This window comes from Paraburkholderia solisilvae, from assembly GCF_902859875.1.
Lineage (GTDB): Bacteria > Pseudomonadota > Gammaproteobacteria > Burkholderiales > Burkholderiaceae > Paraburkholderia > Paraburkholderia solisilvae.
Window position 1 is genome coordinate 26,374 of the sequence record NZ_CADIKF010000023.1, and the last position, 24,456, is coordinate 50,829.

27 protein-coding genes and 2 tRNA genes are annotated in these 24,456 nt (G+C 62.4%); 11 read left to right on the plus strand and 18 right to left on the minus strand.

Annotation, left to right across the window (positions count from 1 at the left end; genetic code table 11):
* Positions 1-50 precede the first annotated feature (50 nt).
* Positions 51-797, minus strand: coding sequence for a hypothetical protein (locus tag HV675_RS15740; RefSeq protein ID WP_175111851.1), 747 nt, complete (start codon positions 795-797; stop codon positions 51-53).
* A gap of 915 nt (positions 798-1,712) precedes the next feature.
* Entirely contained in the window at positions 1,713-1,889 is a 177-nt protein-coding gene (locus HV675_RS15745; protein WP_175111852.1) for a DUF3606 domain-containing protein, read from the minus strand.
* 149 nt (positions 1,890-2,038) lie between these two features.
* Here HV675_RS15745 and HV675_RS32490 point away from each other — a divergent pair, with 149 nt between their 5' ends.
* From HV675_RS32490 to HV675_RS15765, 4 genes are all read left to right on the plus strand, one after another.
* A complete protein-coding gene (locus HV675_RS32490; protein ID WP_246270309.1) occupies positions 2,039-2,383 on the plus strand; it encodes a hypothetical protein in 345 nt (114 codons plus the stop codon).
* Positions 2,384-2,447: 64 nt separating this feature from the next.
* A complete protein-coding gene (locus tag HV675_RS15755; RefSeq protein ID WP_175111853.1) occupies positions 2,448-2,717 on the plus strand; it encodes a pyocin activator PrtN family protein in 270 nt (89 codons plus the stop codon).
* A gap of 77 nt (positions 2,718-2,794) precedes the next feature.
* Positions 2,795-3,034 carry a helix-turn-helix transcriptional regulator gene (locus HV675_RS15760; RefSeq protein WP_175111922.1) on the plus strand — a complete coding sequence of 80 codons (240 nt, stop codon included), beginning with the start codon at positions 2,795-2,797 and terminating at the stop codon, positions 3,032-3,034.
* On the plus strand, positions 3,031-3,372 hold the full coding sequence (locus tag HV675_RS15765; protein WP_246270311.1) for a YggL 50S ribosome-binding family protein: 342 nt from the start codon (positions 3,031-3,033) through the stop codon (positions 3,370-3,372). Before HV675_RS15760 ends, HV675_RS15765 begins: the two co-directional genes overlap by 4 nt.
* Before the next feature lie 147 nt (positions 3,373-3,519).
* On the opposite strand, the gene HV675_RS15770 is transcribed toward HV675_RS15765, so the two are convergent.
* The 4 genes from HV675_RS15770 to hemN all read right to left on the minus strand — a co-directional run bounded on the left by HV675_RS15770 (position 3,520) and on the right by hemN (position 6,837).
* On the minus strand, positions 3,520-3,780 hold the full coding sequence (locus HV675_RS15770) for a DUF4224 domain-containing protein (protein ID WP_175111854.1): 261 nt from the start codon (positions 3,778-3,780) through the stop codon (positions 3,520-3,522).
* A 62-nt stretch (positions 3,781-3,842) separates the two neighbouring features.
* Positions 3,843-5,063: a tyrosine-type recombinase/integrase gene (locus HV675_RS15775; RefSeq protein WP_175111855.1), complete on the minus strand. Its 1,221-nt coding sequence runs from the start codon at positions 5,061-5,063 to the stop codon at positions 3,843-3,845.
* A 172-nt stretch (positions 5,064-5,235) separates the two neighbouring features.
* Positions 5,236-5,320 (minus strand) — tRNA-Leu (locus tag HV675_RS15780).
* 104 nt (positions 5,321-5,424) lie between these two features.
* Complete coding sequence (gene hemN / locus HV675_RS15785) at positions 5,425-6,837, minus strand: oxygen-independent coproporphyrinogen III oxidase (protein ID WP_175111856.1); 1,413 nt, start codon at positions 6,835-6,837, stop codon at positions 5,425-5,427.
* A 182-nt stretch (positions 6,838-7,019) separates the two neighbouring features.
* Between hemN and HV675_RS15790 the strand changes: the two genes are divergently transcribed.
* The 3 genes from HV675_RS15790 (at position 7,020) to HV675_RS15800 (ending at position 8,954) form a co-directional block, all read left to right on the plus strand.
* A complete protein-coding gene (locus tag HV675_RS15790) occupies positions 7,020-7,334 on the plus strand; it encodes a YkgJ family cysteine cluster protein (RefSeq protein WP_175111857.1) in 315 nt (104 codons plus the stop codon).
* A gap of 107 nt (positions 7,335-7,441) precedes the next feature.
* Positions 7,442-8,026 (plus strand): DUF1439 domain-containing protein, encoded by a 585-nt coding sequence (locus HV675_RS15795; RefSeq protein ID WP_175111858.1) that lies wholly within the window; start codon positions 7,442-7,444, stop codon positions 8,024-8,026.
* A 91-nt stretch (positions 8,027-8,117) separates the two neighbouring features.
* Entirely contained in the window at positions 8,118-8,954 is an 837-nt protein-coding gene (locus HV675_RS15800; RefSeq protein ID WP_175111859.1) for an undecaprenyl-diphosphate phosphatase, read from the plus strand.
* 130 nt (positions 8,955-9,084) lie between these two features.
* Here HV675_RS15800 and trmB read toward each other — a convergent pair whose 3' ends face one another.
* From trmB to HV675_RS15820, 4 genes are all read right to left on the minus strand, one after another.
* On the minus strand, positions 9,085-9,942 hold the full coding sequence (trmB, locus tag HV675_RS15805; protein ID WP_175111860.1) for a tRNA (guanosine(46)-N7)-methyltransferase TrmB: 858 nt from the start codon (positions 9,940-9,942) through the stop codon (positions 9,085-9,087).
* Positions 9,943-10,240: 298 nt separating this feature from the next.
* Positions 10,241-10,315, minus strand: a tRNA-Gly gene (locus tag HV675_RS15810).
* A gap of 94 nt (positions 10,316-10,409) precedes the next feature.
* Complete coding sequence (locus HV675_RS15815) at positions 10,410-10,973, minus strand: YggT family protein (protein WP_175111861.1); 564 nt, start codon at positions 10,971-10,973, stop codon at positions 10,410-10,412.
* A gap of 223 nt (positions 10,974-11,196) precedes the next feature.
* Positions 11,197-11,517: an EthD family reductase gene (locus tag HV675_RS15820; RefSeq protein WP_175111862.1), complete on the minus strand. Its 321-nt coding sequence runs from the start codon at positions 11,515-11,517 to the stop codon at positions 11,197-11,199.
* Between the two features lie 460 nt (positions 11,518-11,977).
* Here HV675_RS15820 and HV675_RS15825 point away from each other — a divergent pair, with 460 nt between their 5' ends.
* The 3 genes from HV675_RS15825 to HV675_RS15835 all read left to right on the plus strand — a co-directional run bounded on the left by HV675_RS15825 (position 11,978) and on the right by HV675_RS15835 (position 14,210).
* Positions 11,978-12,316, plus strand: coding sequence for a hypothetical protein (locus tag HV675_RS15825; RefSeq protein ID WP_175111819.1), 339 nt, complete (start codon positions 11,978-11,980; stop codon positions 12,314-12,316).
* A gap of 370 nt (positions 12,317-12,686) precedes the next feature.
* Complete coding sequence (locus HV675_RS15830) at positions 12,687-12,974, plus strand: hypothetical protein (protein WP_175111863.1); 288 nt, start codon at positions 12,687-12,689, stop codon at positions 12,972-12,974.
* Positions 12,975-13,244: 270 nt separating this feature from the next.
* Complete coding sequence (locus tag HV675_RS15835; RefSeq protein ID WP_175111864.1) at positions 13,245-14,210, plus strand: threo-3-hydroxy-L-aspartate ammonia-lyase; 966 nt, start codon at positions 13,245-13,247, stop codon at positions 14,208-14,210.
* A 140-nt stretch (positions 14,211-14,350) separates the two neighbouring features.
* Here HV675_RS15835 and HV675_RS15840 read toward each other — a convergent pair whose 3' ends face one another.
* The 3 genes from HV675_RS15840 to HV675_RS15850 form a co-directional block, all read right to left on the minus strand.
* Positions 14,351-15,028 (minus strand): LysE family translocator, encoded by a 678-nt coding sequence (locus HV675_RS15840; protein WP_175111865.1) that lies wholly within the window; start codon positions 15,026-15,028, stop codon positions 14,351-14,353.
* A gap of 169 nt (positions 15,029-15,197) precedes the next feature.
* The gene (locus tag HV675_RS15845; protein WP_175111866.1) at positions 15,198-16,685 is read right to left on the minus strand and encodes an NAD-dependent succinate-semialdehyde dehydrogenase; all 1,488 of its coding nucleotides are present in this window, start codon (positions 16,683-16,685) and stop codon (positions 15,198-15,200) included.
* Positions 16,686-16,804: 119 nt separating this feature from the next.
* A complete protein-coding gene (locus HV675_RS15850) occupies positions 16,805-18,382 on the minus strand; it encodes a UbiD family decarboxylase (RefSeq protein ID WP_175111867.1) in 1,578 nt (525 codons plus the stop codon).
* Positions 18,383-19,039: 657 nt separating this feature from the next.
* Here HV675_RS15850 and HV675_RS15855 point away from each other — a divergent pair.
* A complete protein-coding gene (locus HV675_RS15855; protein WP_175111868.1) occupies positions 19,040-20,254 on the plus strand; it encodes a transglycosylase SLT domain-containing protein in 1,215 nt (404 codons plus the stop codon).
* A gap of 114 nt (positions 20,255-20,368) precedes the next feature.
* Here the strand turns inward: HV675_RS15855 and HV675_RS15860 are convergent, their stop codons facing one another.
* The 5 genes from HV675_RS15860 to ribH form a co-directional block, all read right to left on the minus strand.
* Positions 20,369-21,670, minus strand: a complete 1,302-nt coding sequence (locus HV675_RS15860) for a type II toxin-antitoxin system HipA family toxin (protein WP_175111869.1) — start codon at positions 21,668-21,670, stop codon at positions 20,369-20,371.
* Positions 21,667-21,957 (minus strand): helix-turn-helix transcriptional regulator, encoded by a 291-nt coding sequence (locus HV675_RS15865; protein ID WP_246270312.1) that lies wholly within the window; start codon positions 21,955-21,957, stop codon positions 21,667-21,669. The genes HV675_RS15860 and HV675_RS15865 overlap by 4 nt, the downstream gene beginning before the upstream one ends.
* A gap of 241 nt (positions 21,958-22,198) precedes the next feature.
* Positions 22,199-23,392, minus strand: a complete 1,194-nt coding sequence (locus HV675_RS15870) for a pyridoxal phosphate-dependent aminotransferase (protein ID WP_175111870.1) — start codon at positions 23,390-23,392, stop codon at positions 22,199-22,201.
* 56 nt (positions 23,393-23,448) lie between these two features.
* Positions 23,449-23,886, minus strand: coding sequence for a transcription antitermination factor NusB (gene nusB / locus HV675_RS15875; protein WP_175111871.1), 438 nt, complete (start codon positions 23,884-23,886; stop codon positions 23,449-23,451).
* On the minus strand, positions 23,883-24,401 hold the full coding sequence (ribH, locus tag HV675_RS15880) for a 6,7-dimethyl-8-ribityllumazine synthase (RefSeq protein ID WP_175111872.1): 519 nt from the start codon (positions 24,399-24,401) through the stop codon (positions 23,883-23,885). The genes nusB and ribH overlap by 4 nt, the downstream gene beginning before the upstream one ends.
* Positions 24,402-24,456 lie beyond the last annotated feature (55 nt).

Consider the following 24,456-nt stretch of genomic DNA (forward strand, 5'->3'; position numbering starts at 1 on the left):
AGCACCTTCACGGGCATGCGATCTTTCCGGGCCGGGCTCTTCAATCGTGGTCACTGCCGCACACCGTAGGCATGCAGCGTTTCACGCAGGTAGTTTCGAAACCAGTAATGCTTCGCCGTGGCAGAAGGCTGATTTGCAGGCGGCGAATTGTCATCCAATGCTTTCAATAAGCAGGCCGATTTGGATAACACCATGTCTTGCGAGGTGCGCGTGCGTTGTCCGGCCGACTTCCCGGGCGCGTCGGATAGCGACGGGGCGTGCGCAAACGGGCCAAGGATGTGAAGGTGGACGTTGCCGTCGAAATCGGTGCGGAAAAGGCTCGACACGATCGCCCGGGCTTGCTCACCACGTTGAGAGACCTCCATTTCGATATAGGCCGTCGCAATATCGTTGGGAACGAGAATGCGCGGATAGACGGCCTGTTTACTTTCGAGCTCATATGCCTGGATGAGCGCGGGTCCGAAGACGATTCCGTTTTCACGATGGTGAAGAGGTCCATGTCCGACTCCGCCCCGCGTGAGAATACCCATCGCCAGCAATTGCCACGAAAGATAGCTTGCGAAATGCAGGATCCGCGCGTATCCGAACCCGTTCCCGATCTCGTCGGACACCACAACGGAGTCGGAAAAAGCGGTCAGGCGCATATGCGGGGCGTTATGAAACGGCCCGGACTCTGCCTCTTTAGTAAGCGTCAGCGCTTTGACAATATCGGCTTCTCGATTCGCATTGATCAGCTCTTTGAATCCCAAGATATCTAGAAAGACTGCGACGCGCTTCGTGTAGGTTGTGGATTCCATATCGAGCCGTAAGTATTCGAATGTCGTGAGCGGTCGGCCTGCTCGCCGCGAACGCGCGACGGTGATTCGCGGGCACGTGATATGGCGCAACGATAAGCTCGGCAAATCAGTCACGGTGCCGCGACATCTCAAGTCGCGCCACACCGCCAACGGAATCCTCAAAACGATCGGAAGCGATCACAAGTTCTGATCAGAGCGTGTTCACGTAGTATCCCTTCGTGCCAGCATCACGCCACCGCACAACGGAGAGTCCCGACGTGCGCATCGTCATGTCGCCAATCTTCCTTAATCTCCGAAATACAGCGCATACCGATCGGAAACGTCGTCCAACTCTTAGAACAGCGCAAACGCGTGAATGCGCTCCCCTAAAGATCGCCTAGAGCTCAGTCTTTTTCGTCGTTCTGCTTTGGTACGTCGGGGTTCTGCGATCTGCTGATGGCGCGCTCGATCAGAAAATCCAGCAGGTCGTCCCATGCCTCCGGGGCGCGCTCGGCAAACGGCATTGTTTTCCGTGTGCCATCCTTCGTTGGTCTATCGGTCGACATATTCACCAGTACGCTGATACGCCTTTTAGGTTCAGTCACGAAGTTGGACGATTAATCATTCGCTACAGGCACCCGCGGTTGCCATTTAAGCCGCCGCGGGGTGCTTCGTTCTTTGCCCAGTGAAGAGTTCTTGAGCGAGCAGTTGTAGCCGGCGCGTCGATCGAAGTAACCGCAAGCGCCGCCATTGGCATTGACGCGTTACGACCTCTTTTCATAGTGGTCGCCGGTCCGCGCATTCTTGTAGTGGCCACCCTTATGAGATGAACCATGGCCGCCGGCATAGTGGCCACCTCGCGCGAATGACGTCGCCGGCATTACAACGGCGGCGCACAGAACCAGAGCAAATATCGCTTTCATCGTTCCGCCGATCTCACTTACCCAGTTTCACACGCACAGCGTCGACGTGCGGGCCCACGACTTTCACGGCATCCTTCAGTTGAGCATGGGTGACGCTCCACTTGTTGCTCCAGTAGTTCAGCTCCCACGGCTCGTTGACGTTCACCTGTTTTGGATCCTGAGGCTGCTTGATTTTAAGGTTGTCTGTCATAGGTCCCTCTCACTGGTTGAAGTGCGGTGAAATAATGACGTAGGGAGATTTAAAAGAAAGCAGTGGTAAACCCGGCTGTATGCTGAACAACATGAGTGCTGTGATTCATATCCAAATTGCATAAACGTCTTCTACATCAAGGTGATGCCGTGCATAAATTGATCGGGTTCACTGATGTGCGCACAGCGTCTAACTTTCGCGGACCTTGGATCGGTGCGAAACGCTATATCGATGTCCCTCTAAAGATCGAGCTGAGACATGCCGACAACCCGGCAATGAGCAATTCAAACGACATCCCGTTCGGCCCCGACCATCCCCGATACGCTGAAGCCTTGGCGCTCGAAAATTCGGTACGCGCCGTACGAAAGGCGCGCGGGAAAAAAAACTCCGAAGACTGCACGCCCGGTTCGCCTGAGTGGTTTGCCGTTGAAGAGGATTTCCTTCGAGATTTGGCGCGCGCGTTGGGAGGCGACCCTGACGAGATTGACGACTGATGAGAGCCTCATGGCTTGCGCAGTGGTAGTGCGCCGATTGAGAAATCAAGCTATCGGACGCTCGTTGAACACCGCGTTCCTGCTGATGGCGCAACACGGTGCGACGGCCGTCGTTCCGTTCGAGGCTGTGTGCCGCGATTACTTCGCGCACCTGGCGCCGGACAAGCTGCTGCAAAAGATCAAAGCCGGTGAGATCCGTCTCCCGATTGAGCGCATGGAACGATCGCAGAAGAGCGCCAAAGGCGTCCATATCCAGGATCTGGCGCACTACATCGACGAGCGGCGCGTCGCTGCAAGAAAAGAGTTAGAAGCGGTGACGCGCGGCCCGCACTGAATGCACGTGGGAAACACACAGACTTGACCAAGCAAACTCCAACGAAACGGGCAAGGGATCGCGAACCGGTCGTTTTCATGCGTCCGATTTTTCTGAGCCTTGAATCGACGGCGGAAGCCGTATCGCTGTCTCAGGCAACGGTGCAGTTGCTCGTGCGCGAAGGAAGCTTTCCGAAGCCTCGCCTGCTATCCGGGCGTCGTGTCGGATGGCTTGTGCGAGAGCTAGATGAATGGGCCGAAGTGCGCCCCGTTTCGGACCAGCCTCCTCCACCGAATACCGGACATACCAACCGTCGGCGCGCTGCGGGAAAGACATGATGGCAAACCGGCACAACCGTCGCCAACGCAAGAAGCTCCGGATCGGGGAGTTCCAGGAACTCGGGTTTTCCGTCTCTGCGGCGTTACGCGTACCTCTAGACGATTCTGATCGGGACGCGCTGATCGATGTGCTGCTTGATGACTGCATCGAGCGAAATGGGCTGCTCTTCGGCGGCGGCATCAACGAAATGCTGGATGGCTTCGTGACGTCCGATACGCGTCGAGGCTCCGCGACAGAGCAGCAACGACAGGCGGTCCTGGTATGGCTTCACGCACGTCCGGAATTCGATGCTGTGACGGTTGGTCCGTTGACCGATGCTTGGTACGGGCATAACTGACAACGACTGAGGCCGCTACGAAAATTCGGTCGGGCGTAAAACGCGGGAATCAATGAGGGGCGGTTATCTTCGCGCCGCAACGCCATGGTCTATCCTCGTCCGTCGAGATCTTCGCCGTCAAACCATTTATCCGCAACTGCAAGAACTCTAAGTGCGGCGCTTCGAAATATTGAGCGGAATGAGTTTCGGCCGCTCTTTGGCGCTCTCGCCTTGTTTGGTCGCTGGGAGCACGTTCAAACGCTTGGCAAGCAATGCCTCAAACGAGTCGCGCGTAAGCACGATGGACCCATCGCTACGACATACCGGTTCGATCCCAAAATGCAATCTGAACCAGGCTTTCTGAGCGGAATGCCGGCTCTTGCCACTAATGCGACACAGGTCTTCTTGAGATAGCAATTCGAATGGCATTTTCGCTCCTACGGGCCACTGGGGTTCAGTTCCTACCCGTTGACATGCAGAGTAATGGGACGTTACCGCGCCGCATTGATGGGGATGATCTCAGCGCCGGCTTTAATCTTATCCAGATAATCGGCCCACTTTTGCATCATCGCTCGGCGTTGCTTGAGGAACTTCGTGCGGTTGTAGGCTGTGCCCAGCGCGTCCGGCACTTTGTGCGCAAGCTGGTGTTCAATGGTATCGGGTTGTTGTTCCAGTTCTTCATGGAGGATAGTGCGTGCCATCGCACGGAATCCGTGACCGGTAATCTCCTCCTGCGTGTCATAGCCTAGTCTGCGCAACGCAGCATTGACGGCCGCATCGGACATTGGACGTTTCTTGTCGCGGGCGCCGGGGAACACATAACGTCCGTCGCCTGTGAGGGCATGGAGTTCCAGAAGGATGGTAACCGCCTGGGTGGGTAGCGGAACCAGATGGTGTGTTTTCGTCTTGTTGACGAAAAATGACCATTGCGCGCGGTCGAAGTCGATAGACGCCCATTCCATCTGGCGCAGTTCTCCGGGCCGTTGAAACAGCATCGGAGACAGTTTGAGTGCGCACTGTACGACGAACGTGCCCTTGAAGCCATCGAAGGCCCGAAGTAGCTCCGCTGCCTCGTCCGGCTCGGTAATGGCCGCAAAATGCTTGGTGACAGAAGGAGGGATGGCTCCGACCAGGTCGCGGGCGGGGTCGTACTTACAGTACCCCTCCTTGATGCCATGACGAAAGACGCGGCTGATTTCGCTGCGGAGCCGATGGGAGGTAAAACGAGCGCCCCGCGCATCCACCCGTTTGAGCACAGCCAGAATTTCCGGCGCGTCAATTTCGGTAATAGGCCGCTTGCCGAGCCACGGGAGGGCATCAACCTTAAAACGCGCGAGCGTTTTGTCGTATTGGGCCTGCTCGACAGACGAGCGGCGCTCTTCCATCCATGCCATAGCGACGGCTTCGAACGAATTGGAGGCGGCAAGTAGCGTCGCACGCTTCTCGACTTTCTTTGCCTCGCCCGGATCGACGCCGTCCGCTAGTTTCTCGCGTGCTACGTCGCGCTTCTTGCGTGCGGCCGCAAGCGACACGTCGGGATAGACGCCCAACGCCAGCGTTTTGTCCTTGCCAGCAAACCTGTAATTGAGCCTCCAGTATTTCGCGCCCGACTTGTCGAGCTGCAGATACATTCTGCCGCCGTCGGACAAACGGTTACCTTCGCCGTCAGGGTTGTACCGGGCATTCTTGACCTGAGCATCGGTGAGCGGCATGGTGGTATTTCCAGCGGAAGTGGGCAAGAGTGCGCCGAATACCACCAAATGTACCACCCGATACCACCGGCTGTCCTTGCGCTTGGCCGGAATACATTGGAAACAAAAAACCCGCCGAGCCGAGCGCTGTGGCGGGTTTTTGGAATTCTAAGGAACTGCCGAGAACACTTGCTGGTGCCCAGGGCCGGACTCGAACCGGCACGCCTTGCGGCGGGGGATTTTGAGTCCCCTGCGTCTACCTGTTTCACCACCTGGGCATGCATTGCGGCGCGGACGAAGGCAAAACCGCGCGCAGCGAAGACGCCGATTATCGCTGAAAACGTTGCGCCGGGCAAGTTGCGCGCCGCCCGGCCACGCCAGGTCAAACCGTTCGGGAAAACTGCTGGAGGGGTGCCGCCGCGCTGAGATATCGATCGAACACCATCGCCACATTGCGCACGAGCATCCGCCCGGCCACATTCACTTCAAGTTTGCGGTTACCCATCGACACCAGACCGTCGGCTTCGAATCCACGCAGGCGGTCCAGTTCCGGCGCAAAGGTTTCGGTAAAGCGAATGCCGTATGTGGCTTCGAATTCGTCGAAACGCAGTTCGAGATTGCACATCAGCTGGATGATGATGTCGCCGCGCAACCGGTCGTCGGCCGTGAGGCGCAGGCCGCGCCGGATTGCGAGCTGGCCCGCGTCGATGTCCGCCGCGTAGCGCTGCAGATCGGTCGCGTTCTGTGCGTACACGTCGCCGACCTTGCCGATCGACGATGCGCCAAAACCGATCAGATCGCATTGCGCGCGTGTGCTGTAGCCCTGGAAATTGCGGTGCAGTGTGCGCTGCGCCTGGGCGCGCGCGAGTTCGTCGGTGGGCAGCGCGAAGTGGTCCATGCCGATGTACACATATCCCGCGTCCGTCAGCCGCTGCACGACGCGCTGCAGGATCGCGACGCGTTCGTCGGGCGACGGCAGTGTCGCCGGGTCCATTTGCCGTTGCATCTTGAAGCGCTGCGGCATATGCGCGTAACCGAATACCGAAAGCCGGTCCGGCGCGAGCTCGACAATCATGTCGAGCGTGCGTTCGAAGCTGGCGACGCTCTGATGCGGCAAGCCATAAATCAGATCCACGCTGATCGAATGAAATCGGTTCGCGCGCGCGGCGTCCATCACGGAGCGGGTCATGTCGAGCGGCTGGATGCGGTTGATCGCACGCTGCACAACCGGGTCGAAATCCTGCACGCCGAGGCTCAGCCGGTTGAAGCCGAGCGAGCGCAAGTGCTCGATGGTGCGCGGCGATGCTTCGCGCGGGTCGACTTCGATCGAGATTTCGGCTTGCGTATCCAACGGCGAATCGGCTTGCGCCGGCGGCGGCAGCCTGAAGTGCTCGCGCGTGGCCGCCATCAGCTCGGCCATTTCGTCGTGCGACAGGAAGGTCGGTGTGCCGCCGCCCCAATGCAGCTGCGAGACCGCGCGCGACGTGTCGAAGCACGCCGCCTGCAGCGCGAGTTCGCGCTTCAGGCGCTCGAGATACGGTCTGGCGCGCGCACGGTTCCTTGTCACGACCTTGTTGCAACCGCAGTAAAAGCAGACGGTGTCGCAAAACGGAATGTGGAAGTAGAGCGAGAGGTCCGTCTGCGCGGCGCCGGCGTCGGCAGCGGCGTGCCGGTAGTCGGCCGCATCGAAGTCTTCGCGAAATTGCAGCGCAGTGGGGTAGGACGTGTACCGCGGGCCGTTCGTGCTGTATCGGGCGAGCAGATCGGGGCGAAAGAGGGAGTCGGCGGTCGGCATCGGCGAATTCCAGGCGCCTTTCGAGCGTGTCATGGTCAGTACCGAGTGTACGGGGCCGGCAGCGCAGCGCGTTGCGTGAAAAGGTCACATGCGGCGCAATGGCACAATGCGGGGTCCGGTATGCGTGCGGGCGGTGGGCCGTGCAAGTGCCGGCGCAGACTCAACGTTTCAGGAAGAATGCAGTGACGCTCGACGTTTCGCTTCATGCGGCCGACGCAACCGATGCGGCCGGTCACGCGTGCCGCCCTGGCTGCGGCGCGTGCTGCATCGCGCCGTCGATTTCGAGCCCGATACCGGGCATGCCGCACGGCAAGCCGCCCGGCGTACGCTGCGTGCAACTCGGCGAGGATCTGCGTTGCGCGATCTTCGGCAAGCCGGAGCGGCCGGCGTGCTGTTCCGGGCTGCAACCGCAGGCGGACATGTGCGGCGTGTCGCGTGCCGACGCGCTCATCTGGCTGACGCGGCTCGAGAACGACACGCGGCCGCATGCGGCATGATGAGCGCCGATCGGGCCGAGTTTCGCGCACAGGCCCGTACCGCTTGACGGGTGCAAACGCCCAGGCGACCTCGAATCCGGCTTCAACATCCGAACAGGAGAATACGCATGACCCAACCCGCAGCGTCGATCAGGCGCCGCTTTCTGCTTGCGTCGGCTGCGCTCGGCGCTGTCGCATTGTCGCTGTCCGCGTGCGCGGCATCGATCTTTCCGTTCATTCCCGATCACTACACGTTCTCGCAGCAGCAGGTGCAGGACGCGGTGCAGCGCAAGTTTCCGTATCAACGCACGGTTTCGCAGGTATTCGATGTCGTGCTGACGAACCCGGTGGTCGGCTTGCTGCCGGATACGAACCGCGTGTCGGTGCGGCTCGATGCGCGTTTCGCGAGTCCGTTTCTGGCGCAACCGGTGACAGCGGTATTTACATTGTCGAGCCAGCTCGAATACGACGCGGCGAGCCGTTCGGTCGTATTGAGGTCGCCGAATGTCGACAACGTCGCCGTGAGCGGCGACGCGCAGGCCTACGCGCAGCAGATCAGCGCGGGCGCCGGGGTGCTGGCGACCCAGCTGCTTGCCAACTATCCGGTCTACACCTTCAAGCCCGAACAGCTGCAATTTGCCGGCGTATCGTACGAACCCGGTACAATCACGGTCCTTACAAACGGCATACGCGTGCAGATCGTCGAAAAGTGACGGGAGGCGCGGCGGCCGGATGGGCCGCACGCGTGCCGATGCGCCGCTGGCCCGATGCGCAAACGAACGTCAACAGTAATAAGGGTCGCGGATGGACTGGATACTCACCTGCAAGGCGCTGATTCTCGGCATCGTCGAGGGTTTGACGGAGTTTTTGCCGGTCTCGAGCACGGGGCACCTGATCATCGTCGGGCAACTTCTCAAATTCAACGCGCCGCAGGCGAAGACGTTCGACGTCGTGATCCAGCTGGGCGCGATTCTCGCCGTGTGCTGGGAATTCCGGCGGCGCATCGTCAACGTGGTGGTCGGCTTGCCGGTGCGTGCCGATGCGCGGCGCTTCGCGCTGAACGTGATCATCGCGACGATTCCCGCGATCGTGCTCGGCCTGCTGTTCGAAAAGGCCATCAAGGCGGCGCTGTTCGCGCCGGTGCCGGTAGCTGTTGCGCTGGCGGTCGGTGGCGTAATCATTCTTTGGGTTGAAGCGCGTCAGCGCAATGGCAACGGTGTGCACGCGCGCATTCATTCAATCGACGATCTTGCCCCGCTCGACGCGCTGAAGGTCGGTCTCGCGCAGTGCTTCGCGCTGATTCCGGGCATGTCGCGCTCCGGTTCGACGATTATCGGCGGGATGCTGTTCGGGCTCGACCGGCGCGTCGCGACCGAGTTCTCGTTCTTTCTCGCCATTCCGATCATGTTCGGCGCGACCTTCTACGAAATGTACAAGGACTGGCACGTGTTGTCGGCGGATACGCTCGGCATGTTCTCAGTCGGCTTTATCGCGGCGTTTATCAGCGCGTTCGGCTGTGTGCGCTGGTTGCTGCGCTATGTCGCGTCGCACGATTTCACCGCGTTCGCGTGGTATCGGATCGGTTTCGGCCTGCTCGTTCTGGTGATCGGGTACAGCGGCGGGTTGAGCTGGGCGGAGTAGGCACGCGGCGCGGCCGCTACGAGATTCGGCCGTGTATGACGGGTCGCTTGCGGCTCGCGCCGATTGTCACGATTGAGGAAGCACACATGGACGAGGCCCACATGCACGTGCATGTGGGCCTCGTCCGTTATCAGCCGGCCGGGACGCGGCGTTTGAAGATCAGATCCCAGACACCATGGCCAAGGCGCAGGCCGCGCCGCTCGAACTTGGTGACCGGGCGGTAGTCCGGACGCGGCGCATAGTTCTCGGCGGTGTTTTCGAGCGCCGGCTCCGCGCCGAGCACCTCGAGCATCTGCTCGGCGTAGTTCTGCCAGTCGGTCGCGCAATGCAGATACGCGCCGGGCTTCAAACGCGACGCGAGCAGCGCGACGAACTTCGGCTGGATCAGCCGGCGCTTGTGATGACGCGCCTTGTGCCACGGATCGGGGAAGAAGATATGCACGCCGTCGAGACTTTCCGGCGCGATCATCTGTTCGAGTACCTCGACCGCATCGTGTTGAATGATGCGGATATTCGACAGATTCTGATCGCCGATCAGCTTGAGCAGCGCGCCGACACCCGGCTCGTGCACTTCGACGCCGAGGAAATTGTCGTCCGGACGGTGCGCCGCGATTTCGGCGGTGGTGGCGCCCATGCCGAAGCCGATCTCCAGCACGCGCGGCGCGCGACGGCCGAATACCGTGTCCCAGTCTGGCCGGTGTTGTGCGAAAGGCAGCACGAAGCGCGGCCCGAGTTCATCGATGGCGCGGCGCTGGCCGGTGGAGACGCGCCCCGCGCGCGTGACGAAGCTGCGGATGCGGCGCAGATGCAGCGCTTGCGGCGACGGCGACGCGGCGAGATCGGCGTCGTTTGTGTCTTCCCGGGCGCTCGTGAGTTCGTCCGCGTAGTCTGCGTCGTGCGCCGTCGCGCCGGTGCGACTGTTACTGTCGTTTGCGGACTGCGCGGTAGCGTCGTGCGGCAAGCCGGCTTCGTTCGGATCGTGAATCATCGTCGGTGAATGCGGGTGTGACTTTAAACGGCAGCGCAACAGGAAACGGTCAGTGCGTCGCGATCAAGTGGATGGATTCGCAGCGACGGATGCAAACACATTGGGCGACGGGTGCGGCGAGTGGATGCTGCAATCCAAGACCGACACCTGGGCGAATGGCTTGGGTGGCTCTTGACGCGTGACCGTCAGCCGCGAATGTGACTGATTTGCGCGTCTGGCCGCGCCGCGCAGTGGACACGCATGCTTGCCAACCATGTCAGCGGACGCCTGGCGCCACGCCATAAAGCGAAACGCGCAGTGGAGCGGGCGATGGGAATCGAACCCACGTCTCTAGCTTGGGAAGCTAGGGTAATAGCCATTATACGACGCCCGCGGAGCGCGCCATTTTACGCGGATTCGCATCAATTAGGCAAACGGCGCGGCGCCAGCCGTATCGCCGGCCGCCACGCCTCGCATTCACGCAAGACTCAGATTCCGAACAACGTGAGCGACACCGCAGCCCGCGTCACCACCATCAGCAATACCTGCACGATCACGAACAACAGGATTGGCGACAGGTCGATGCCGCCGAGGCGCGGAATGATCTTACGCAGCGGATCGAGAAACGGCGCGGTCAGCTGATAAAGAATCGGCATCGCCGGCGAACGCGGATTCAGCCACGACAGCAGCGCCATCAGAATGGTCAGCCAGATCAGCAGATTGAGCGCCCATTTGATCACGGTGAGCAGCGCGACGATCAGCAGCGACGGCATCAACGCGATCGGATCCACACCGACGATCACCACCATTAGCACCACATAGACAAGCGCCGTGATCACCGTCGCGACGATACTTGCCCAGTCGACCCGACGTGCGTTCGGCAGGATCTTGCGCAGCGGCAGCACGAGCCAGTTCGTGACTTGCAGCACCGCGCTCGACACCGGGTTATACGGCGGCATCCGGACGAATTGCAGCCATGCGCGCAGCAGCAGCGCGGCGCCGAACAGCGTGAAGATCGTGTTGAGCAGAAAACGGGCGATATCGCCGAACATCTTGTTGTCCTTCCTTCTGAATGCGTCCGGCACAGTGCGGACCTGGCGCCGGACTCGAACATGCGGGTCCGGCGTGCGATTGCGTCACACGAGGCCGCCGTTCACGTCCCCGATCTGCGTGAGCGACAACCTGAATACGGCAAAACAAAACAACGGCGCCGGCCGACAGCGAGCGGCGCACGGCCAGTTGCGCCGTGCGCGTGTTTGATCTTTTTCCGCGCGATCAGACTGAAACTTTGATCTCGCCGATCATCACTTGCGGATTGCCGCCGTCGTAATAATTCGGCACATCGCCCAGCAGCTGGTCGGCTACCGGATTGAACACCTGGAAAAACGCGTCAGCCGTGTCGAACAGGAAGTGTCCGACCGCGAAATACGGCGGCGGCGTTCCCGGCGGTCCGCCGCTGATCCCCGCGTCCACCGACCAGCCCTTGAGCGCCGTGCCGAACAGCTTCGCGGCCAGCGGCATGTGCGTGCCGCAGTAATAGTCCATATCGAAGTGGCCGGTCGGCCGATACGGATAGAACAGGTAGACGTTGATCATTGTGCGTTCTCGTCGGTTAGTCCCGGAGTGGAGCGCCGCGGACGTCGCGCTGCGCGCCGGTCGTCACATTACCATGGCTTACTTGGCGCCGGCACTTGCGGGTACGCGGTCCGGCGGATCGCCGAACTCGTTTTCGCGTGCTGGTCGGTCTGCGCCTTCGTTGCACGGCAACCGGCTGTCGGCCGGGGTGCCGGTTGCAAGGCCGGGCGCAACTACATCGTAGTTGCTTTTCTGCCACGAGCCACTTTTACCGCGCGCTCGCCGCGCGGGTCCGTCGCCTGCGCGGGTTGCACCGCTTTCCTCGTCGCTGGCGCGGGCGGCCTTATCCACCGGGCATCGCGGAACGTGCCTGCCAGTTTCACGCCGAACAGGTAAAGTGGATTTGACGGCCGTTGAGTGCAGATCGGCGCGGGATAACGCAGAGGAATGGCAGCAGAGGAAATCGGAGAGGCGGCGGACCGTGCCCGACGCACTGTGTTCGCTGTCGTACCGATGGTCGCTATCGGTGCCGGTTAAAAAGGTGATGGTGCAGGCGGCGCGACAGGCGCGGGCGCGAAAACTGCTGATTCGTCGCGCAAACAGTGAATGGCAATTCCCGGTCGATTTTTCAGGTTGCAGTCAGATTCCGGAGGTCGCGATGAGCATCTTTTCTTACCGAAAGCACTTGCGGTTCTTGACCCACTCTCAACGGCGCCGCTGGTGGGATCAGAAAAAACGGCTAACGCCGCGCGTGAAGATCAGCGGCGCGTATGTACCGCCGAGCGTCACCCGAGAGTTCACGTACGTGAAAGTCGGATGACGATCTGAATTGACGACAGTACCCGCGATACCTGTGCCCGGCTCGACGCCGGGCATTTTCTTTGGTGGCGCCGCAGTCGGCCGCATGCCTGCAGCGAATTTGTAATCAAAGATTACCGGCGCGGCCTGTCCCTTTGTTTGCCGACCGGTAAAGACTGTCGTTCGCGCTGCGGAACGCGTGCAAGCCCTTGATTTCCGACGGCCTGCGCCAACTTCTGAACTATGAATGGCGCGCTACATGAAACACCGCGCCAGTCTCGATTGCAATTTGCAACAAATGCATACGACGACCCTTGGTCTTTTTCGTTAGATTGGTATCGAGGATGTCGTTATGCGGTACACCGGCTTGATGTACCGCCAGGAGAGAACAAATGAAGAAGATCGTCCCGTTTGTCGTTGCCGCCGCGTTGGGGGTTGGCCTGATGTCCGCCGCGCAAGCACATGTGTCCGTGGGTATCGGTATTGGCGTGCCGGGTCCTGTCTACGCCGCACCGGCGTACTATCCGCCGCCGCCTGTTGTCTATGCACCGCCGCCTGTCGTGTACGCGCCGCCGGTCGTGGTTGGCGGCTACTACGGGTATCGCGGTTACTATCGCCCGTACGGATACCGCGGGTATTACGGACACGGTTACTACGGGCACGGCTACTACCGTCATTGACCGGAGGCGTTATTTTGAGGCGCGAGCGGACGCTGGTCCGCGCCGCGTAGTTGCGTGTAGTTGCGCGTGTAATTGCGCGCGGTTACGTGTAATGCCGCGGCGGTCGCGTGCTTCGCGCAGCCGGCCGGCGTAGCAGTGCAATAGAGCGGCGCAACACAGGTTAATCACCTGGTTGCGCCGTTATTCATTCGGCGCCGGCTTTTTGCTTTCCATGGCGACACGGAAGCTGGGAAAATGCGATTTTTCCTCACGCTTCGGAGTCTTCTGTCGATGTCATCGCTGCCCGCTCCCACCTTTGACGACGTCCTCGATGCTGCCGCGCGCATCGAGGGCATCGCGCACCGCACGCCTGTGCTCACGTCCACGACCGCCAACGAGCGCTCCGGCGCATCGCTCTTTTTCAAGTGCGAAAACTTCCAGCGCATGGGCGCGTTCAAGTTTCGCGGCGCGTTCAACGCAATCTCCCATTTCGACAGCGCGCAACGCGAGGCGGGCGTGCTGACCTACTCGTCGGGCAATCACGCGCAGGCAATCGCGCTGTCGGCGCGTCTTGCCGGCATTCACGCGACGATCGTGATGCCGCACGATGCGCCCGCCGCCAAGGTGGCCGCGACCCGGGGCTACGGCGGCGAAGTGATCACCTATGACCGCTACAAGGAAAACCGCGAGGAGATCGGCCAGCGGCTCGCGCAGGAGCGCGGCATGACGCTGATTCCGCCTTACGATCATCCGCATGTGATTGCGGGGCAGGGCACGGCGGTGAAGGAACTGATCGACGAGACCGGCCCGCTCGATCTGCTGTTTGTCTGTCTTGGCGGCGGCGGATTGATCGGCGGCAGCGCGCTGTCGGCGGCCGCGCTGAGCCCGGCGTGCCGCGTGATCGGCGTCGAGCCGGAGGCGGGCAACGACGCGCAACAGTCGCTTGCGCGCGGCGAGATCGTCACGATCGACGTGCCGCACACAATCGCGGATGGCGCGGCGTCGACGCATCTCGGCCACTACACGTTCCCGATCATCCAGCGCCACGTCGAGCAGATCGTCACGGTCAGCGACGCGCAGCTGATCGACACGATGCGCTTCTTCGCGCAGCGGATGAAGATCGTCGTCGAGCCGACCGGGTGTCTGGCGGCGGCCGCCGTGCTGAACGGCATCGTGCCGGTGCAGGGCAAACGCGTCGGCGTGGTCGTGAGCGGCGGCAACGTGGATCTCGCGCGCCTCGCGGAATTTCTGGGCTGACGCGCGCCGCCGCGCGCTCGCGTGCGGGCGAGGCGGCGGATGCTTGCGCGGTGCGTCACGCTAAACGATGCGAGGTCCGCACGCGGCGCGCGTCCGCTGCCGCAGCGCGAGCGCGTTACGCTTCGCGCGCCGCTGTTGCGCTACGGCGCGGCATGCGCGTTCGGCACAATCAGATCGTGATACCCGTTCACCATCACGCTGTACGAAAAGTACGCGAACAGGATGGCCGACAGCAGGTGGCACGCACGCAGCAGTCCCGTCCCCGCACGTTTGCGACCATGGCTCGCGAGTCCGCAGATAAATAGCGTCCACACGAGGCCGCCGGCGAAGAAACCGCCGAGGAACACCGGCGCGGTCACGGCGGAAGTCGCGCCGGCTTTCGCGATCAGCGCGCCGCCCACCGCGGCGAACCATAAAATTGCGCTCGGCGACGATACCGCCAGCAGCACGCCGCGCGCGAAATCGCGCCACGCATTCAAATGCGGTGCACGCGCATCGGCTTCCCCTTCCACCGGCGGCGCCGAGGCCGGAAACAACGCCTCGCGCGCCATTTTCCACGTCAGATAGAGCAGGATCGCCGCGCCGCCGATCCACACGACCCAACGCACCGCATCGAATTGCAGCAGCGCGGCCATGCCCGCGAGCGCGAGCGCCGCGTAGATCAGATCGCCGAAACAGGAACCGAGGCCGAGCCAGAAGCCGGGCCGGAAGCCGTGCGACAACGTCAGCGAAATGATCGCGACATTGACGAGGCCGATATCGAGGCACAACGACAGCGAGAGAAAAAAACCATCCGACAACAACGACAACGCATGCATCCGCGCGACTTCCCTGAATTCTTATAGTTGAAACGATGTGCGCGCACGCTTGAATAAACCGGACCACGCGACGAACCGTGAGCGACGCGGCCGCGGCGCTGAATGCGCGCCGCGGCCGTCCATGCTTTTACTTCCGCTGCTGCTCGACGTCAATCAAAGCTCGACGCGCTCACACCGCCATACACAGATACTTGAGCTCGACATACTCGTCGATGCCGTACTTCGAGCCTTCGCGCCCGAGTCCCGACTGCTTGACGCCGCCGAACGGCGCGACTTCGGTCGAGATGATGCCGGTATTGATGCCGACCATTCCATAGTCGAGCGCTTCGGCGACGCGCCACACGCGGCCGATATCGCGGCTGTAGAAGTAGGACGCGAGGCCGAACTCGGTATCGTTCGCGAGGCGGATCACTTCGGCTTCGTCGCGGAACCTGAACACCGCGGCGACCGGGCCGAAGGTTTCCTCGCGCGCGATCAGCATGTCGCGGGTGACTTCGGAAAGCACGGTCGGTTCGACGAAGCGGCCGGCAATCACCTTGCCGCCCGCGATGAGTTTCGCGCCTTTCGCGGTCGCATCGCTGATGTGCTGTGTGACTTTCGCGGTCGCGTCGTCGTCGATCAGCGGGCCCTGGTTCACGCCATCGTCGAAGCCGTTGCCGACCTTGATGCCGCGCGTCGCGGCGGCGAGCTTCTCGACAAAGCGGTCATACACCGATTCATGCACGTAGAAGCGGTTGGTGCAGACGCAGGTCTGCCCCGCGTTGCGGTATTTCGAAATCACCGCGCCTTCGACGGCGGCGTCGAGATCCGCATCGTCGAACACGATAAACGGCGCGTGGCCGCCGAGTTCGAGCGCGACTTTCTTCACGGTCGGCGCGCACTGCTGCATCAGGATGCGGCCGACCGGTGTCGATCCGGTAAACGACAGATGCCGGACGATATCGCTTTCGCACAGTACCTTGCCGACCGCGATCGAGTTTGCCGAATCCGCGGTGATCACGTTGAACACGCCTTTCGGAATGCCCGCGCGTTGCGCGAGTTCGGCCAGCGCGAGCGCCGAAAGCGGCGTCTGCTCAGCCGGCTTGACGACGATCGTGCAGCCCGCGGCGATGGCCGGCGCGACCTTGCGCGTGATCATCGCGATCGGGAAATTCCATGGCGTGATCGATGCGCATACGCCGATCGCCTGCTTGAGCACGACGAGCTTCTTGTCGGCCATCGGGCTCGCGACGACGTCGCCGTTCACCCGCTTCGCTTCTTCCGCGAACCATTCGATAAACGATGAGCCGTAGACCACTTCGCCGCGCGCTTCGGCAAGCGGCTTGCCTTGCTCGGCAGTCATGATCGCGGCGAGATCGTCCGCGTTCGCGACGATCAGGTCGTACCAGCGGCGCAGGATCGCCGCGCGTTCCTTGCCGGTCTTCGCGCGCCACGCGGGCAGCGCGGCATGCGCCGCGGAGATCGCGCGTTTTGCGTCGTCGGCGCCGAGGTTCGGCACGCGGGCAATTTCGCTGTTGTCGGCCGGGTCCAGCACCGCGAAGTCCTGCGTGCCGGTGCTCGCGGACCACTCGCCGCCGATATAGGCGCGCGTGCGAAACAGGCTGGTGTCTTTGAGTTGCGCGAGCCGGGTCGCGGCCGGGGTCGATGCTTGAGTCATCCGTAAACTCCTTGAGTGACGTCTTGCGGATGCGTTCCGGATGTTCTTGCAGGAAGCTCAACCGAACGCGCGATCAGGACATCCGCTGGCGCCATTCATCCTGGCGCCGGCGGATGAGGTCATAGACCTAGTGTATTCCAGAGCTGATCGATGCGTTGTTTGACGGCATTGTCCATCATGATCGGACGGCCCCACTCGCGATCGGTTTCGCCCGGCCACTTGTTGGTCGCGTCGAGTCCCATCTTCGAACCGAGGCCGGCGACCGGCGATGCGAAATCGAGGTAATCGATCGGCGTGCGATCGACGAGCACCGTGTCGCGCGACGGATCGATGCGTGTGGTAATTGCCCAGATCACTTCCTTCCAGTCGCGAATATTCACGTCCTCGTCGACCACGACGATGAACTTCGTATACATGAATTGCCGCAGGAAGCTCCAGACACCGAACATGACCCGTTTCGCATGACCGGGGTAGCTCTTCTTCATCTGCACGATCGCCATCCGGTAGCTGCATCCTTCGGGCGGCAGGTAGAAGTCCGTGATCTCGGGAAACTGCTTTTGCAGCAGCGGCACGAACACTTCGTTCAGTGCGACGCCCAGCACGGCCGGTTCGTCGGGCGGTTTGCCTGTATACGTGGAGTGATAGATCGCGTCGCGGCGCATCGTGATCCGCTCGATCGTGAAGACCGGGAACCACTCCTGTTCGTTGTAGTAGCCGGTATGGTCGCCGTACGGACCCTCGAGCGCGTGTTCGTACGCGCTTGCCGGGCCCTTCGACGGACGCGGCGGCGCGCCGGCCGGCGCCGCGTCCGGTTCGCCCTGCTGCGGGTAGATAAAGCCCTCGAGCACGATTTCGGCGCGGGCGGGCACCTGCAGCGTGTCGACACCCGGCGTCAGGCATTTCGCCAGCTCGGTACGGCTGCCGCGCAGCAGACCCGCGAACTGATATTCAGACAGCGTGTCCGGCACCGGCGTCACGGCGCCGAGCGTGGTCGCCGGGTCCGCGCCGAGCACGACGGCAACCGGATACGGCTGCCCCGGGTTGCGCAACGCGAACTCGCGGAAATCGAGCGCGCCGCCGCGATGCGCGAGCCAGCGCATGATCACCTTGTTACGGCCGATGACCTGCTGCCGGTAGATGCCGAGGTTCTGGCGCGTCTTGTTCGGCCCGCGCGTGACGGTCAGGCCCCAGGTGATCAGCGGGCCGGCGTCGCCGGGCCAGCAGGTCTGGATGGGCAGCTTCGCGAGATCGACATCGCCGCCTTCCCAGACGATCTCCTGACACGGCGGCGCGCTGACTGTCTTCGGCGCCATGTCCCAGACCGCCTTTGCGAGCGACAGCAGCTTGCCGGCGTCCTTCAGGCCTTTGGGCGGTTCCGGCTCCTTGAGCGCGGACAGGAGCCGCCCGACGTCGCGCAGCGACTCCAGCGCCGCGCGTTCGCCACCGACGCCGTCCTCGCCCGCCGTGTCGATGCCCATGCCGAGCGCGACGCGCCGCGGCGTGCCGAACAGATTGCCGAGCACGGCAAACGCGTGGCTTTGCTTCGCCTCGAACAGCAGCGCCGGGCCGCCGGCTCGCAGTACCCGGTCGCACAGTTCGGTCATTTCAAGAACAGGGGAGACGTGTTGCGCGATGCGGCGCAATTCGCCTGACGTCTCGAGACGTCCGGCGAAGTCGCGCAGGTCTTTATATTTCATCGTGTCCGGTGAGAAGGCCGATGCACGGCGCATTGAGAGGACGGGCGCCATCAGGTGCGAAACCTTCGACGCGGCCGCAGGCGAGCAGCAACAAACTGCAACAAAAAACGCAGGAACACCGCGTCCTTTGAATTGTCGATTTTACATGCGTTACTTGGCGCACGTTGAGTTACAGAAAGTCATATGGCCCGAAAGGCGCTTGCCGCGCGGTTCTTGACCGACTGAACGCTGTTCATAATTACAATTGGTTATAGATTTGGATTTTTATAGTGTTGACGATCTATAAAAGGGTGCTCTAGAATCCGCTCCATTGGTTGCAGGGCTTGATAGTTTTTACCACCGTCCCCCGGTCCTTCAGACGCAACGCGTCGCATTTGCCGCCTCCCTGCTCGGCACTGACGGTTTATGTTGTCCTCGCCAGCGCAATTCGACGCTGGTTTTTCGTGTGGGAGCCGCCGTGTTGCATGCTTTACTGCATGCGGCCGGACCGTTTTCGGGTTTTGGGCTCCCAGGACGGTATTTTTTGCCGTTCCTCGCTGCATTCCCGACGCCGCAGCCGCCTTAACCAGAGCGCGCGACGTCTTGATTCTGCGTACAAAGTGGTCGAAGCCGGTTCATCGGCGGGGTGCGCAGACTCATGCAACATGGGAGATCCGAATGAACGCCTGGTTATCGTGGCGTCCCGATGAGCGAGCCGCACAAGCTGTGCGCGCTGTTTTACGTCGCGGGACCCGTATGAGTCATCATCTTTTCAGCATGGTGGGCGGTGTCGCGGTATTGCTGGCGCTCGCACTGTGGCTGATGCCGACGTGGCGCGGCACGCTCGCCGCGAAGCTGATGCCGGTATTGTCCGCTGCAGTGCAGGCGGGCCCGGCGCGGCTGCTGCAGGGCAATCCGCTGCCGTCCTTTGCGCCGCCCGGCGCCCATAGCGGCGCACCGGCCGACGACACCCTGTCGAGCGACACGAACGGGAACGGCGCCGAGTCGCAGGCGGTCACGCTGACCGGCGTGAACGGCTTCGACAACGCGCTCGACCTGGGCACGGGTCTGAACAACGGGTCGAATCCCGGTGGCGGCGCGGGTTCTTCTTCGGCGCTCAACGGGCTCGATCCGCGCACGCTGCCGAGCGTCGGCTCGTTGGCCCGGCTGATTCCGGCGCAACGCGTGAGTGCCGATGCGCGCGATGACCGCGTGCTCGTGTCGTCGCGTGAGCAGGATCTGGTCGCAACGTTTCTTGCACGGCGCTATCGCGTCGCCCAGGAGCCGGTCAGCGAACTCGTGAAGGCCGCCTTCGATACGGGTCGCGAGGTCGGTCTGGACCCGCTGCTGCTGCTGGCGGTGATGGCGATCGAGTCGGGCTTCAATCCGTACGCGGAAAGCGGCGTCGGTGCAAAAGGCCTGATGCAGGTGATGTCCACCGTCCATTCGGACAAATTCCGCTACTTCGGCGGCCAGAGCGCGGCGCTCGAGCCGCTTCCGAACATCAAGGTCGGCGCGCTGGTGCTGAAAGATTGCATTGCGCGCGGCGGTTCGCTGCCGGGCGGTCTGCGTCTCTATGTCGGTTCGTCGACGCAGGACGACGGCGGCTACGGCGCGAAAGTGATGGCCGAGCGCGGGCGTCTGCGCGACGTCGCACGCGGCCGCAAGGTGCCGATCAATGCGCCGCAGGCGCCCGCCACGGTGACGGCGTCCGCGCCGGCGCAGACCGCTGCCACGAACAACGGCGGCAACAAGCGCGTGCAGGTGACGCTCGACGGCGGCCACGCGCTCGCCGCGACGAAGACGACGGGCGCGGCGAGCGGCGCGCCGGCACAGGATGATGCGAGCGCCCCGCAAAAGCACGTCAACCCGTCGGAGCAATTGGGCGCCTGATTGGCTCGAACGCATCGTTGAAAAAGCCCCTGTCGGTCGGTGACTGACAGGGGCTTTTTCACGTCTTGTGCAGGCGGCGAAAAATCGCCGCGAAACACGACGCAGACGCGCGACTCAGACCTGGGCCAAAGGAAGCCCTGCAAGCCTTTCGAGCACGACCTTTTTCATCGTGGGCGGCGTGGGAAGCTGATCCAGCACCTGAGGCCATGTCGAGCGCGCCGCCGCTACCGCCGATCTCACCGCGGCGGTCACGATCCGCTCGGCAATACCGCTCGCGCGCGCCATCATCTTATAGTCGTCGAGTGTTTGCGCGCGTTGCATCCTGTCGATCGCGAGGTTGGTTCCATATCCGGCGAAGCCCGGCAGCGACGCCACGCAGACGATGTCGTACGCGGGCGTCAGTTGCGGAAACTTTCCGTCGACGTAGAGCACGGAAAAGTTCTTCAGGTGCGCGTCGCTGTTTCCGATCAGCGTATTGACGGCCTGACGGATGAAGAACTGTCGCACGTCTTCGACGCCCTTGGGACTCAGCCGATCGAGCAGTCTGACCAAGGTCTGAAAGTGCTCGACCTTGCCGTACTTCGCGCGCGGCATCCGGCCGAGCACCTGGCAGGCATCCTCCGCGTGCACGCGGACGTTGTCGACGCGGTCATAGCGCTGCACGGCCAGAAATGATCGCGCGGTACCCGCTGCTTCGACGACGCCGGGTATGTCGAGCGCGGCGGTCGGCATCGGCTCACATTCCGCCACGTCGACGCCTGCGGCTTTCGCTAGCTGCATCGCGGCGTACTCGTTGAAGATCTGCGTATCGTCGTTGCGCGCGGGCAGCTTCGCAATGATGTCCGACAGCTTGCCGTGCGCCGGCATCGTGTAGCGCCTGCCTTTTCTCACCGTTGAAAGCGCGAGCTTGTTCTGCACACCTGATACCGACGCGGCGCCCTCCGTGGCGCCCTCAATGACCGCCGCTTCGAGATTGTCTGCGCCGCCGGTGGCGCCGAACGTCCTCGCGTACTCCGGAATAGCGTGAGGGTCGGCGGGCGGCGTAACGACGACCGCTCCGGGAAGGTCGGCTCCCGCGGCCGCGAGCACACCGAAGTCGTCGCGGTCTTCGGGGTTATGTCGCGTGTGCTCGAGGCGTTGACGCAGCTCGCTTTCGGGCAGGAGCCCCGCGAAGAACGGCGGAAGCTGTCCACCGGTGTTGTATAGGGCAGGGTGAAACGAGTTGGCGAAGATAGCGGCAGCCACTTCGGGCGCGCCCGGAATCGACATCGACAGACTCAAGGTCGGTTGTCCCGACGCGGCCTTGAATCGCTCGGACGGGACGAACCGGCAATTGCCTTCGAGCTCGCAAAGGTAGCCGGACAGCTCGCCATATAGATGGACTTCCAGATATCGCGGGTGCGGGCCGTCGCTCATTGCTTCGCCTCGAGGAACAATTCGACGGCGCTTTTCGCCGCGCGGTCAGGCCCGGTGTCGCGTCCTTCCAGTATTTGCTGGACGGCTGCGAGATGTTCCTTCGGGATCAACACCCATGCGGCATCGAGCGCACTGGCGATGGCGTCAAGGGTCGAGCCGCGCGTGTCGTGCTTGCCGGACAGGGTTGTCACAAGATTGGGGCGCGCCATGCCGACGAGTGCCGCAAGGCGCGCCGCCGGCGTATTGCGTTGCGCGATACGCTGCTTAAGCTGGCTCAGGAAGGACATGATATTTCATACTATTCGCCAAGTTTGTTTAACAGATTATACACTCCTCGAGCGAAGTGATCCCGCGTCGTCTGTATGGTATGTCATAAAAAACGCGAATCTGTATGAAATATCAATCGGGACGGATTGGAGGCGCCGGTTTCAGTTGTCTCCACGAAAAAAGCCCCCTTCAGGTCATTGACGACCACAGGGGGCTTCTGTGAAGCCATTCCACCACCAATCTGCGCACCGCGCGCCGTTCTCACCGCCCAAACAATTTACGCAACCGCTGCACCGCCTCCTCGAGCCTCGGATACGCGGTCGCATACGACACCCGCACATACTGATGCGGCGCCGCGGTGCCGAAATCCATCCCGGGCACCATCACGACGCCCGCGTCGTGCAGCATCGCGTTCGCCAGCGCGGTGCTGTCGCCGCCCGCCGCATGCGGTACGTTCAGACAATCCGCGTACACATAGAACGCGCCGTCCGGCATCACCGGCACCGCAAAGCCGAGCGATTCGAGCGCCGGCACGATAAAGTCGCGCCGGCGTTTGAACTCGAGCCGGCGCAGGTCGTAAATTGCCAGCGTCGCGGGTTCGAAGCACGCGAGCGCCGCGCGCTGCGCGAGCGCCGACGCGCAGATAAACAGGTTTTGCGCCAGTTTTTCGAACGCGCTGACAAGCGACGGCGGCACGACCAGCCAGCCCAGGCGCCAGCCGGTCATGTTGAAGTACTTCGAGAAGCTGTTGACGGTGATCACGTCGTCGCCGAGCGATACCGCGGAGACCGGCGGCGCGTCGTAGCTGAGCCCCTGATAGATCTCGTCGACGACGGTAAAGCCGCCGCGGGCCCGCACCGTTTCGACGATGCGCTTCAACTCGTCCGGCGCGATCGACGTGCCGGTCGGATTGGACGGCGATGCGAGCAGTACGCCGCGGGTGCGCGCGCTCCACAGCCGTTCGACATCGTCGGCGGTCAACTGGAAACGCTCGGCGGGACCGCTTGGCACCATCACCGGCTTGCCTTCGGCCGCGATGACGAAGTGCCGGTTGCACGGATAGCACGGGTCGGGCATCAGCACTTCGTCGTCGCGATCGACGAGCGCCGTGCACGCAAGCAGCAGTGCGGCGGATGCGCCCGCCGTGATGACGATTCGCGACGAATCGACGTCGATGCCATACGCGTGCGCGTAGTGGCCGGCAATCGCGTCGCGCAGCGCATCGATGCCGACCGCGCTCGTGTAATGCATGTCGCCGCGGCGCAGCGCGTCTGCCGCCGCGTCGAGCACCGGTTGCGGCGCGGTGAAATCGGGCTGGCCGATGCTCATGTGAATGACGTCGCGGCCGGCGCGCTCGAGCAGCGCGGCTTCCTTCATCATCTCCATCACATGGAACGGCGCAATCGCGTCGACGCGAGCGGCCAGACGCATCAAGGATTCGCTCACGCGGGTCATTCGTCGAGTCCAGTTCTAAACATGCTGCGCACGGCGCGCGTGCCGTGCCCGCGGGCTTAGCGCTTGCGCGCGGCGGCCTGCGTTTCGGCCTCGCGCAACTGCGCGGACAGTTTGTCGAGCACGCCGTTCACGTACTTGTAGCCATCCGAGCCGCCGAATGTCTTCGCGAGCTCGACCGCTTCGTTGATCACGACGCGATATGGAATATCGAGGTGGTGCTTGAGCTCATACGCGGCGACCAGCAGCACCGACCGCTCGACCGGCGACAGCTGATCGAGCGGCCGGTCGAGGCACGGCGCGATCGCGGCGGACAGTTCGTCGCCTTCGCGAATCACGCCATGCAGCAGCGCCTCCAGATGCTCGTGATCGGCCTTGTCATAGCCCTGCGCGCCGCGCAACTGGGTATCGACCTCACCGGCGGGCGCACCCGACAGCAGCCACTGATACAGCCCCTGCGTGGCCAGTTCGCGCGAACGTCGGCGTGCGCTCTTCATGCCCGTTCCTCTTCGTCACCCTCGTCTTCGTCTTCTTCGTCGTCATCGGTGTCGAGCTGCTCGAGCGCGACCGCGAGGTTCGCCATTTCGACGGCGACGCGCGCCGCGTCGCGGCCTTTTTCGGTCATTCGCGCGACAGCCTGTTCGTCGGTGTCGGTGGTCAGCACCGCGTTCGCGATCGGTACGCCGAAGTCGAGGCCGACGCGCGTGATGCCCGCGCCGTTTTCGTTCGACACGAGCTCGAAGTGATACGTCTCGCCGCGAATCACCGCGCCGACCGCGATCAGCGCGTCGAAGTGGCCGCTTTCCGCGAGCTTTTGCAGCGCGAGCGGAATTTCCAGCGCGCCCGGCACGGTGACGAGCAGCACGTCTTCGCCGGTGACGCCGAGGCGCTCGAGTTCTTCGATGCAGGCATCCGCGAGGCCGTTGCACACGGGTTCGTTAAAGCGCGACTGCACGATGCCGATGCGCAGCCCGTCGCCATCGAGATTCGGTTGGTATTGTCCGATTTCCATATCAGGTCCGTGAAGTGAAGGGTGGGCGCAGTATCCTGCATGCGCGGGTCATTGC